This is a genomic window from Citrobacter sp. KTE30 (assembly GCF_000398825.1).
GTDB lineage: Bacteria > Pseudomonadota > Gammaproteobacteria > Enterobacterales > Enterobacteriaceae > Citrobacter > Citrobacter freundii.
In genome coordinates this window covers 2558685-2569995 of the sequence record NZ_KB976055.1, presented here as the reverse complement: position 1 = coordinate 2569995, position 11311 = coordinate 2558685, and the positions used below count along the sequence as shown (strand labels likewise).

The 11311-nt window shown below is 48.8% G+C and carries 15 protein-coding genes and 1 pseudogene; 8 read left to right on the top strand and 8 right to left on the bottom strand.

Annotated elements, in window-relative coordinates; genetic code table 11:
- Positions 1-16: 16 nt before the first annotated feature.
- Together WC1_RS10840 and WC1_RS10845 are read right to left on the bottom strand one after the other, a co-directional pair.
- Entirely contained in the window at positions 17-673 is a 657-nt protein-coding gene (locus tag WC1_RS10840) for a carbon-nitrogen hydrolase family protein (protein ID WP_003841657.1), read from the bottom strand.
- 106 nt (positions 674-779) lie between these two features.
- A complete protein-coding gene (locus WC1_RS10845; protein ID WP_003034925.1) occupies positions 780-1010 on the bottom strand; it encodes a DNA polymerase III subunit theta in 231 nt (76 codons plus the stop codon).
- A 143-nt stretch (positions 1011-1153) separates the two neighbouring features.
- On the opposite strand from WC1_RS10845, the gene yobA reads away from it, so the two are divergent.
- From yobA to WC1_RS10860, 3 genes are read left to right on the top strand one after another with little or no spacing between them, the layout of a single operon-like run.
- Complete coding sequence (gene yobA / locus WC1_RS10850; protein WP_003034928.1) at positions 1154-1528, top strand: CopC domain-containing protein YobA; 375 nt, start codon at positions 1154-1156, stop codon at positions 1526-1528.
- Between the two features lie 3 nt (positions 1529-1531).
- Positions 1532-2404, top strand: coding sequence for a copper homeostasis membrane protein CopD (copD, locus tag WC1_RS10855; protein ID WP_016150459.1), 873 nt, complete (start codon positions 1532-1534; stop codon positions 2402-2404).
- Between the two features lie 20 nt (positions 2405-2424).
- Positions 2425-2763, top strand: a complete 339-nt coding sequence (locus WC1_RS10860) for a YebY family protein (RefSeq protein ID WP_003034934.1) — start codon at positions 2425-2427, stop codon at positions 2761-2763.
- A gap of 391 nt (positions 2764-3154) precedes the next feature.
- On the opposite strand, the gene WC1_RS10865 is transcribed toward WC1_RS10860, so the two are convergent.
- The 6 genes from WC1_RS10865 to WC1_RS10875 all read right to left on the bottom strand — a co-directional run bounded on the left by WC1_RS10865 (position 3155) and on the right by WC1_RS10875 (position 8400).
- Complete coding sequence (locus tag WC1_RS10865; protein ID WP_016150458.1) at positions 3155-4234, bottom strand: tyrosine-type recombinase/integrase; 1080 nt, start codon at positions 4232-4234, stop codon at positions 3155-3157.
- Entirely contained in the window at positions 4212-4472 is a 261-nt protein-coding gene (locus WC1_RS23795) for an excisionase (RefSeq protein WP_072211989.1), read from the bottom strand. The genes WC1_RS10865 and WC1_RS23795 overlap by 23 nt, the downstream gene beginning before the upstream one ends.
- 63 nt (positions 4473-4535) lie before the next feature.
- Positions 4536-7016, bottom strand: coding sequence for a 3'-5' exoribonuclease domain-containing protein (locus WC1_RS23105; protein ID WP_016150457.1), 2481 nt, complete (start codon positions 7014-7016; stop codon positions 4536-4538).
- 141 nt (positions 7017-7157) lie between these two features.
- Positions 7158-7496 (bottom strand): RrF2 family transcriptional regulator, encoded by a 339-nt coding sequence (locus tag WC1_RS10870; RefSeq protein WP_231385715.1) that lies wholly within the window; start codon positions 7494-7496, stop codon positions 7158-7160.
- A 49-nt stretch (positions 7497-7545) separates the two neighbouring features.
- Entirely contained in the window at positions 7546-7758 is a 213-nt protein-coding gene (locus tag WC1_RS0122845; RefSeq protein WP_032947996.1) for a hypothetical protein, read from the bottom strand.
- A gap of 213 nt (positions 7759-7971) precedes the next feature.
- A complete protein-coding gene (locus WC1_RS10875) occupies positions 7972-8400 on the bottom strand; it encodes a helix-turn-helix domain-containing protein (RefSeq protein ID WP_016150454.1) in 429 nt (142 codons plus the stop codon).
- Positions 8401-8489: 89 nt separating this feature from the next.
- Between WC1_RS10875 and WC1_RS10880 the strand changes: the two genes are divergently transcribed.
- The 5 genes and pseudogenes from WC1_RS10880 to WC1_RS10895 all read left to right on the top strand — a co-directional run bounded on the left by WC1_RS10880 (position 8490) and on the right by WC1_RS10895 (position 11307).
- Complete coding sequence (locus WC1_RS10880) at positions 8490-8720, top strand: transcriptional regulator (RefSeq protein WP_016150453.1); 231 nt, start codon at positions 8490-8492, stop codon at positions 8718-8720.
- Positions 8721-8722: 2 nt separating this feature from the next.
- Entirely contained in the window at positions 8723-9277 is a 555-nt protein-coding gene (locus tag WC1_RS10885) for a toxin YdaT family protein (protein ID WP_016150452.1), read from the top strand.
- 54 nt (positions 9278-9331) lie between these two features.
- Positions 9332-10132, top strand: a complete 801-nt coding sequence (locus WC1_RS10890) for a DUF1376 domain-containing protein (protein ID WP_016150451.1) — start codon at positions 9332-9334, stop codon at positions 10130-10132.
- A 2-nt stretch (positions 10133-10134) separates the two neighbouring features.
- Positions 10135-10871, top strand: a pseudogene (locus WC1_RS0122840) (ATP-binding protein).
- A 19-nt stretch (positions 10872-10890) separates the two neighbouring features.
- Positions 10891-11307, top strand: coding sequence for a PerC family transcriptional regulator (locus tag WC1_RS10895; RefSeq protein WP_016150448.1), 417 nt, complete (start codon positions 10891-10893; stop codon positions 11305-11307).
- Positions 11308-11311 lie beyond the last annotated feature (4 nt).

Below are 11311 nucleotides of genomic sequence, written 5' to 3'. Positions count from 1 at the left end.
TCCTGACCCAAAACGACTAGCGTAATGGAATGATATCACCTTGCCAACCCCGTGGCGTGCGTTGACCGGTTAACAGCAAAGAACCGCTGTCTGCGCGAACAATCAATCGGCCTCGCTCATCCCATAACGCGCTGCTGCCACGCGCATTGGCCATTAATACAGCTATGGCAAACTTATGCGAGAAACTCTGTAGACGAGATGTGGAGGAGAGCAATTCGGGTTCGCTAATGGACTGACTGCTCGTGAACAGGGAGTAAGCCGGGTCGATATCGATTCCTTCCGGTTGGCTATCCACTACGCTAATGGCATTTTGCTGTCTGGCGATACAGGCTCCGTGACTTTGATGAAACGTTAAGGGCGAGGTCATCCAGGGAGAAAAGAGCGCGATGCCTTTTACGAACCGGTTGTTATGTTCCACCGGTAGTCCCGCAATGATTGTCATACGATAAGTCACGGCGGCATGGGCGAGAGGTTCTAACAGCGCTTCATCGGGTGGGGCAGGAAGCGCGTCATGTTCATCAACACAACCTAACAAGGAGAGGGAAGGAAAGACCAGCAATTCACATTGGCATTGGGCGGCTGCCTGAATGAATTGCAGGTGATGTGCGACATGCTCGGTAACTGAGGTGTGAAGAGGTTCGTACTGCGCTGCTGCGATTTTCCAGTGTGACATAATGATTTCCTTTTCATAGTGTCTACAATCATCCTGAAAGTATAGATTAAGAATATACTTATACTGTAGCAGCCATCATGTAAGGAATCGTAACGTAGTATAAGTTTTATTTAACTTTAGGCTCGTAAGGTAAACGTGAAAGGGAAACGGATGCCAGTCGGTGCGCGATGAGTCTTTCGCGAAACCAGTCGCGTAAATGTTCGGGCTGTTCACGCTCAACAACTTCGGCAACAACCGGCATGTTGTATCGCTCCTTAAACGCTACACCCGCAGCGGCAAGGTCAACATTGACCTTATCCATTTCCGCTTGCTCAAGTTTGGCCAGATTGATGTTCATGGGCTTCTCCTTTTCTCTGTCTTTCGGCGCGCAAAGTTACTAAGAGTGTGCATTAATGGCAAGACCGAAATGATGATTCTCGACTCGATCATTGTAGAAGGTTATTCTCTATAGATTAGACATAACAAAAAGGAATAGTTGAAATGGCTTCATCTGCATCTATGCTTCGCAGCGCCCTCATCGTACTCGCCAGCGTGCTGGCAACGCCCGCCGCCCTGGCGCATGCCCACCTCACAAAACAAAGCCCGGCGGCTAATGCCGAGGTTGCGGCATCTCCTCAGGCGTTGACGCTGAATTTTTCTGAAGGCGTAGAGCCGGGATTCAGCGGCGCAAAGCTAACAGGTCCAAACAAAGAACAGATCAAAACGGGTAAGGCGTCACGCAGTGAGCAGGACAAAACACAGCTGATTGTTCCGCTTGATCAAACACTTGAAGCTGGAAAATATACGGTCGACTGGCACGTTGTTTCCGTGGATGGTCACAAGACGAAGGGGCAATATACCTTTAGCGTGAAATAACCGATGCTGGCATTTACCTGGGTTGCATTACGGTTTATCCATTTTACCACGTTGATGCTGGTGTTTGGCTGTGCGCTTTACGGCGCATGGCTGGCTCCCGTTTCGGTTCGTCGTTTAATGATGCGTCGTTTTTTGCGTCTGCAACGGCATGCCGCAACGTGGAGCTTTATCAGCGCGACGCTGATGCTGGCGATCCAGGGCGGGTTAATGGGCTCAGGCTGGCGGGATGTTATCTCTACAGATGTATGGGGCGCGGTGTTGCAAACGCAGTTTGGCGGCGTCTGGTTATGGCAGATTATCCTCGCGCTGGTCACTCTGGTGGTGGTTATTATCGTACCGCGTAGCATGCCGCGACGGCTGTTAATGCTGACGATTGCGCAGTTTATTTTGCTGGCTGGCGTCGGGCATGCGACGCTGCATAGTGGTATTAATGGGGCAATCCAGCAGGTTAACCATGCCTTGCATCTGATATGCGCCGCCGCCTGGTTCGGTGGCCTGCTACCCGTACTTTACTGTATGCGAATGGCGCATGGCCGCTGGCGAGAACAGGCCATCAGCACCATGATGCGTTTCTCCCGCTACGGGCATCTTTTTGTTATTGGTGTTTTACTTACCGGTATTATGAATGTGCTGTTTATTGTCGGTTTTTCTGTTCCCTGGCACATGGCTTACGGGCGACTGCTTTTGTTAAAAGGTGCCCTGGTCATGCTAATGGTGGCGATTGCGCTGGTGAATCGGTATGTTCTGGTACCACGCATGCAGCAGGATAACCGCGGCATGACTCTCTATTTTATTTGGATGACCAAGCTGGAATGGGGTATAGGAGCCGTTGTGCTGGCAATTGTCAGCCTGTTTGCAACCCTTGAACCTTTCTGATTGATGGACTGGCGAAACGCATGAAAAAAATCATTATCTCTTTATTACTCCTGGCAAGCTCCGGAGCCGCGCTGGCTGCGCCGCAGGTCATTACCGTCAGCCGTTTTGAGGTTGGCAAAGATAAGTGGGCGTTTAATCGGGAAGAGGTGATGCTGACCTGCCGCCCGGGTAACGCGCTGTATGTCATCAATCCCAGTACGCTGGTGCAATACCCGTTGAATGATGTTGCCAGACAGCAGATGGAGAGCGGAAAAACCACGGCAAAGCCGATCGAGATTATCCAGATTGATGATCCGGCGAAACCGGGCGAAAAAATGAGCCTGGCACCGTTTGTGGAGCGTGCAGAAAAGCTCTGCTAATTGTCAGATGTAGCGCTCTGATTTCCAATAAAAAACCGCAAGGATCTCACACGAGAACTTGCGGTTTTTGCGTTTGGATGCGTAACAAACGTCCTTTTTTTCCGGCCACTTTAGTCGCGGACTGGAAAACCTGGCGCTGTCATCTATTCTTAAATGGCAGGGTAACTTAGCCTGCATTAATGCCAACTTTTAGCGCACGGCTCTCTCCCAAGAGCCATTTCCCTGGACCGAATACAGGAATCGTATTCGGTCTCTTTTTATCGGGCTTTAATTTCAGTTACTTAGGACTCCATGTCCGAAAATGTCCGAAATTTGTCCGAATTCAAATATTCGGTCTTTATTCGTTATACCACACCATTTTTAACATTCACAATTCATTTACGAAGAAAAATTAGATCAGCACATACTCTTTTTTTCTCGTATCAAGATACTTCTCAGTCATTTTTTCTGACTTGTGCCCCAGCAGTTTTTGCGCAAAATCCTTCCCGAATTCCTTCTCATACATCCTTCCCGCCAGACTCCGAATTTCATGAAATGAAGGTGGGTTTTCTGAAAACTTTAGACCAGAAAAATTTCGTGCTTTCACAAAACCTTTTGTCAGACTGTCCAGGTTTATGCTTCCGTCTTCGCTGTTTTTTCTGATCCCGGGGCTTATTAAAAAATCGCATCGACTGACAAGCCGGCAGCGATCGATGATGGTCGACAGTCTCAGGCCGGATGCTTTCAACATCAGTGAAAGTGGGATAGCAAGGCAAGACCCGGTTTTTTGTTGTTCGATGTACAGTCGGTCATCTTTAATGTCACTGAAGCGCATCCGGGCGACGTCTTCACGTCGCTGACCGGTGACCAGGGCGAGATCCATCGCCAGTCCGAACCATGCTGGCATGCGCTCTGCACCAGCACGAACGGCCACAAACATTTCATATTCCAGGCGTTCGCGCAGCACTTTAATTTTCGGTGCTCGAGTTGGGTCCACAGGATTGGAATCAACACGCCCTTCCACAACGGCCTCACGGAAAACATCAGACAGTACTGATCGCATGGTTCCTGCCATCGTTGTTTTGCCGCACTCCGTCCAGCGATCAATAAACTCAGCCACATCTCGGGTGGTTATGCTGGCCAGTATCATTACGCCAAAGTATTCTCTAATGGTCGCCAGCTGCCCGGCGCGAACTTTGTAAGTATTGGTCGCTAGCTTGCGTCGTTGCAGGATAATTTCGTACCGATCGAGCCAGCTGGCCATGGTGTATTCATTAGTACCTTTCAGTTGTTCGAGTAGGGCGATTGGAGTGTAATTTTTATCGATGTAGTGATTTGCTTCAATGGCCTGGGCGATCGCTTCCCTGCGCGAAATTTTACCCAGAGATATCTCTTTTCCGTCGACGGGATTGCGCCAGGAATATGACTTCCTGGCTTTACGATAGGTCAGATTCTTAGGCAAATTAGCGTCATACTTGTCCGGCCTCGCCATCGATAATCCTCTCTATCAATCGCCCTTTTAACGGGTGTCTGCTTTGGTTTGTGTTGATCGTTTTACAATATTTATTTGGTCGGATAAAAACCGCATCCGGCCTAACGCGATACTGGGTGCCTTCCTTCTCTGGTGCTGGGTAGATATTCCCGTTTCGCGCCCATTTCCTTAACGTTCCAATTGGTGGCGGTACTTCATATCTGAGTTCCGCCCAGCGTTCGAGTGATACAAGTTTCACTTTCACCTCGATAGCCAGCCATTACGATACGCGCAACAGCTGGCACTGGTTGATATTCAATAATCAGTTTGCGGTCAGACGTTGCCAGATAGCAGAGACGTATTTGACCTGATGTCTGGCGTCAGAAAGTGCATTGTGCATGTCGCCTTCAAACGGGATGTCGTAGCGTGGATTGATACCGACAGATTTACCCAGTTCGACCATGGTCCTTACATCCCTGTCATTCCGGAACGGAACAGCGAAGGGAGTTTCTGTTAACGCGTGCGCGCGGCGGAGAATGACGTTATCAAACGAGCAACCATTACCCCATAATTGAACAGTGTGGCTACCGTTAGCAGCATTTTCAGCAATAAAGTCAGCCAGAAGTTCAAGGGATTCACGCAGCCCCATAGCTTCATCAACAAGAATGGCAGAGCGGGCTTCAGATGATTGTTTCAACCACCACTGAATCGTCGACGCATCCGGTTTCATCCCAAACGACATCGATGATTCAAGGCTGACAACCCGATAAAACTCGGCACCAGTGTTACCAGTTGAAGGATCGAAAAATACAGCGCCGATAGAAACTATTGGGGCATCAGGACTGTTGCCCATAGTTTCCATATCAACCATGAGGTGAGTATAAAAAGCGTTCAGGGGGGCGGTATTAATATGGTGAACGGGTTCATTATTCAGGGAAGCTGACGCGTCACCAGTTGCATCAGCGCTTTTAACTGGCAAAACTGCTGTTTCGCTCTGAGACATTTCAGGATTAGCTTTGATTTCGTTGTTGTCAGTTTCTTCCATCTGCACATCGCTGGTGGCTTCCTCGGTTAATTTGGCAGGGGGATTCATCAGGCCATCGACAGAAAATATGCCGTTACCGAGATTGGCTACTTCAGGTTGTTTGATAGTTTCTGAAGATTCCTGTTTTGCAGCTTTTGCTGCCAATGCACCCACTGTCGCAAAGTCAGTGGACAGTTTCTCCAGATTCTCTAACGGCTCTTTCCCCTGAACTACAGCAGCAACAACAGCAGCGCTATTCACCTGGCGCGCAGCAGCCAGTGTTTCATCGGTGGGGTTTTGATGATCGCTTTCGACCAGATTTGCATTGATGTAGCCGGATAAGCGTCCGGGAGAAAGGTAATAAGAGGGATGAGCGCTTCGTATTAATGCAAAAATTGCTGCGCGCGAGTAATCGAGGATGCCAGAACATTTTTGCAGCGCTGCGGACCATTCTTTGAAAGGACTGTCTTTGGCTGCAATGATATCTTTAGCCTGGCGGAGAATAGAACCCGGAATATTGTAGATATCAAAATCCATTGTCAGAGTGGCCAACGCAATCTCAACGTCGAGCGTATCCAGTGTATGAGCATAATCGGTATTGCGATCGGTCTTTTTGCCACCACCAGCGTTGGTTCCGGAGTCAGTGCGCTGAATCTGCGACACACGATTGCCTTTACACCACTCTTTAATCAGCAGCCCACGGTCAATGTGCTCAGTATTGAACCAGGCCTTAAAGAACTGAATAACGATGACCAGATCAACTCGCTTTCCATCAACCGGAAAAACGGTTTTCAGCGCGCTGACAACTTTCCAGATATCGATCTCTGGTGCTTTCCTGAATGATTCTACATTCTCGGCGGCAAGCAGCAGGTTTTGCACATAGCTGTTATCCACATCCAGCTCAAGTTCCTGGATGGTTTTCTTCTGTTCAGTATCAATATGGTAAGCATATTCATCAGAAATAAACTGAGCCAAAAGGCGCTGGCGTAGCGGGAGAGTCGCAACGGTAATGAGTTCAGGCGTTACAGGTGGAACGGTGGGCTCATCACCCACAATTCGTGCTTTCTTATCGTTAACCCACTCCTGCACGGTTTGAGTCCGCGCTTTCGGTTCCGCAATCCATTCGGTAATAAATTTCTTAAATGAAGCAATGGTATAGACCTGCTCACGATCGAAGACTTCTTTTATTGCGTTTGCCAGGTTCCACTCGACATGAGCAGAAAGCTCTTTCGCCGCTGGCACATTTGCAACGGCCAGTAACAGGTTTTGTATATAGAGATCATTATCGTCCAGTTCCATCTGTCCGATCTGGACGTGCCGTGCTTCACTGATTTCCTTCTCTTCACCGTCATTTAACAGGTGCGCAATCAGCCGCTGAGACAGGCGCAGGCGAGATATGGGGCGGAGCAATGCTGGCGCATCGCTGGTGGGTACATTGGCACTGGAGGTTTCAGGTTTTTGCTGGCTGGAAGCCTCCTGATTTTCATTATCAGGCTTCTGTTTCAGTTGCCACGTTTGCTGGTCTTCTGCCAGTTCGTAACGATCGCACCATGTGTCATCAAGTGTGCTTTCCTCAGGAAGATCGTCAACAACAAACCAGTTGGTGCGGACAGGTAATTGATAGTCGGCACCACGACCGACGGCAATATCGTTGTCTTCGAGAATATTGAGGATTTCGCGTTCTGCGCGGGAATCTGATTTCGCAGAGAACCAGCAAAACAGGTTTTTTGCCTCAGTTGCTTTAGCTTTGGCTTTAATAAGATACTCATACGTTAACATTGCGTTCGGGCTCCATTGGATTGTAAGATACCCGGCAGCTGATGATCGCCGCCTAAGGTAGTGGTTATTGGTCAAAACTCGTTCCGGAAAGCTTTGGTCGGCTGACCGGGTACTTAACCCGCCTTGCGCGGGTTTTGTGCTTTATGGGGTAGGTGATTTTCCCTGCGCCAGCTGTGCGACGGGGATCCACTCCAGAGCATTCAGCACGGGCTCAAATGAATCAGGTGTGTGAGTAACGGCGCGAACGACGTCAGCCACGCTGGGGTTTGCTTTGCTAAGGTGGTACCCGCCACCAGCGCCACGCTGGCTGGTGACAATTTCACTGGTGCGCAGCTTCGAGAAGATTTGCTCCAGGTAAGACACAGACAGCTTTGATTCTTTACTGATCGATGCGATGGAAACAGGGCTGCCGTTGTAAATTCTGTTGAGGATGGCAACGACCTGAACTGAAGCCACCACACGTTTCATTCCAAACTCCATAGTTACTTCCTTACTGATGCTGGCAACAGCCATTGGTCAAAACTCGTTATTAACGAACTACGGTCTGTTGGTCGGTAGACGGGTCGCCCTTCTGGGCAAGCGTGTAGCAAATCAGTCGAATGATGACTTCAATGCGATTTAGATGTACGGCCTGACACCGCACTGGTTTACGTGCGAAATCGATCATGGATTTATCCTCTCGTGTTGCCCTTGTCGCCAGGCTGGCGGAACGTTGAACCTGCTGCGTGTTAATGCCTTTCATCTCATCCGGTGATTCGTATGCCGCCGGCAGCTACTTCGTGGGCATCCTGCCTTGATGACTGATTTTCTAAAATCAGGCTACAAATAAATATACCAGACGTCAAGACGAAATTGATAAATTACATACCATGACGTGTTTGAGTTATCAGAAGTGAGATGTGTTCGGGCGTAAAAAAGGCCGCTATTAGCGGCCTTAACAACGTAGATTTAGAAACTAGCGTTGAGGATCAATTTTGCGTTTGCGTAAAAACTCAGCCATGAAGGCATCGAGCTCTTCTAGTCTGGTTTTTGCTAAAGATATAAACCTTTCTTGCTCAGCCTCAGGGAGCTGGTCGAATACCTCAAGGAGAGCAGACTGATGTGGGTTCAGAACAGTTTTACTTTGTGTAACTGAAACAATGTGCTCCTCTTCTTCATCGGTCATGAAGAACCAATAAAGCGGTTTTCCAAGCGCTTCGGGCAAGAGTATGAGTTTTTCTTTGCGTGGAAAAATACCTGCGTTACACCAATGGCTAACGGTTTGCGAGTTAACACCTATCCGACGTCCCAGTTCAGATTGAGACATGCCAGCCTCATCAAGAGCTCGTTGTAAACGTTCTTCAAAGTTCATTTTCAGTTCCAAATCTAACCAATAGCCAAGCATACAAAGTTTCCTTTCAAATGTGGCCAGTTAAATTTCTTGACATTGATAAGTATTTTATCAAATATGTGGTACGGAATTTAGGAGGTCGTATGAACGAAAACATTCAAAAGAAGATCATTTCACTGTGTGGCAGTCAATCAGAACTGGCTCGCCGCTTAGGAAAAAACTCACAGACAGTTTCAGTCTGGTTTCGCACTCAAGTCGCCAGCACAGAGGTGCTAAACGCCTGCAGGGCGCTGAATTGGAAAGTCACCCCACACGAAATCAGACCGGATCTTTATCCAAACCCCACTGATGGTTTACCTCAAAAGGAGGCTTAATCATGCAATCAGCCACGTATCAACATCATAGCCAACGCTTAGCTGTTCCGTTGAAAACGCAAAATCATTTTAAACCCCAGCGCCGCGACAGCATTCAGCACCGCGTCATATTGGCTGCCGTTCGTGAATGGGAATCAACGTTACCAGGACAGGCACAGGAACGGATAGCTCAGCTGGTGGCTGAAGAGTGGGCCAAGGCAGATGGCCGCGGAATTGCTGTTAATAAACAGAATTTATTCCGATATCTGAAAAACGAAGGAGGGTCAGAAAAGTACACGTCTTACGTTATGCGGCTGTCAGGCTCAATCATCAGCGCTATGCCAGTTCAGATCGCCAGGAAGCACGGGTTAAGTAATGCGAGCACAGAAGCGGAGCTGGTGGCTAGCGCTATCAAGGAGTGCAGTGAGGCACACCAGGCGAAATTAGTTGGCGCGCCATTACAGAAGCTTGAAAAGGAGATTCGTGAAGCGGCAATCGCTTTGTTCAACATGTTACCAGCTGATGCGGCGGGACCACTACTGGCGAGTTTAAGCGCCGTAGCGCCGCAATTGTTTTAATCGAGTTTTGAGCAATAACCATTACGCGCCGGGAAACCGGACAAGGGAGTAAACATGGCAGCTCTGCCTTACATGCAACTTTACATTGCTGATTACCTGGCGGACACCATGCATCTGTCTACAGAAGAGCATGGCGCTTACCTGCTACTGATGTTCAATTATTGGCAAACAGGTCGCCCGATCCCCAAAAACCGACTATCGAAAATTGCACGGCTGAGTAACGACCGTTGGGATGCCGTTGAACCTTCGTTGAAAGAGTTTTTTAACGATAACGGTACCGAATGGGTACAGGAGCGTATAGAGCGTGATCTGGAGGCGGTTAAAAACTCAATCAGCCAAAAGTCAGCAGCTGGAAAAGCATCCGCTCAGGCGAGAAAAGCTAAAAAAGGAGCGAATAACCAACAAAATAACAACGGGTGTTCAACGGGTGTTGAGCCGCCGTTAAAACAGAACGCCAACGGAAACCCAACTAATAAAGATCCAGATACAGATACAGATCTAAAAGAAAACCAAGAGAGAGAGTTATACGCGCCTGGTGGCTTTTTACCGCCCATAGGCAAATTTCCGATCACAGATGACTGGACACCTGGTGATGACTTTGTACGCCAGGCTGCGCAGTGGGGAATAAACCTTGGGGATCTACCAGGGTATACCGACGTCGAATTACAGCAGTTCCGGGACTACTGGAAATGCGAAGGGAAAGTTAAACACCACATCCAGTGGGAACAGACTTTTGCTTCCAGCCTGAAAACATCACGCGCCAAATCTTCCTCACCATCGGCAGGTACACGTCGACAGGCTGGCTTTGGCGTTTCACAACCTGACACTCAGATCCCGCCGGGATTCAGGGGGTAATGATGAAATCGACGCATGACTTGCTTGGCCGTCTACGTAACCTCATGCCTGCAGGTGTTCAGCCGAAATTTACCAGCAGTCAGGAATTAATGGCCTGGCAGCAGGAAGAAGGGCGAAAGCGCGCAGCTGAGCTGGAAAAACAAAATCAGCGTAACCGTTCAGAAAGGATTTTTGGGCGCTCAGGGATCTGCGAGTTGCACAGGGGGTGCTCATTTGCAAATTACCTGGTGAGCAACGACGGGCAGAAACACGCGCTGACAATGGCAAAGAGCTACGCCCATAACTTTGGGAATGGCTTTACTTCATATTCAGCGGCAGTTGTGGAACAGGGAAAAATCATCTTGCCGCGGCAATCGGGAACTACCTGCTTCAGCACGATTATTCCGTTCTGGTCGTGACAGTACCTGATTTGATGCTTCGCGCACGCAAATGCTATGACGAGGACCAGTCTGAGTCCGATTTGCTGGACGATTTGTGCAAGGTTGATTTGCTTGTTCTTGATGAGGTTGGTGTTCAACGTGATACGCGCAATGAGTGGGTATTACTTAATCAGATTATCGATCGCCGTATGGCGTCAATGAAACCAGTGGGGGTGCTAACAAACCTGAATTATGACGAGTTATCGAAAGTTCTGGGTGAGCGGGTCATGGACCGCTTAACCATGGATGACGGTATCTGGGTAAATTTCGCCTGGGGAAGTTATCGCAAAAATGTGACCCATTTACGGGTCGTGAAGTAACTAAAACGAGTATTGACCAATGACCATAGAAATCTCTCAGAAAGATCGGGTTGCGATAGTGGTACGCCATACCCCGAACTGCGTATTACGTGATGTGTGTGAAGCGCTGGATATTCCATCCGGTACCGCAGGTAAGTTTCTGCGCGCGTTGACTGTCAGCGGCACAGTCCTGCGTACTCACAACGGAACTCAGTATGTTTATAACATCGCTCCGGATGCCGAATTACCTGACGTAAAACTGCCCTTCATGGAAGAGAAAAGTGATCCGGTTGAAACGCAATTAGCTGAGAAAATGGCGAAAGACCTGAAGTCCCGAGGACTCTGGCGGCGCGCGGCAAAAGTATATACCGACATGTTAGACATTGCCCGTAGTTCAGCTGAAGTGTCACGTATAGCACAGCAACGTAATGAATGCCTGCGTATGGCCCGGAGATGATCAG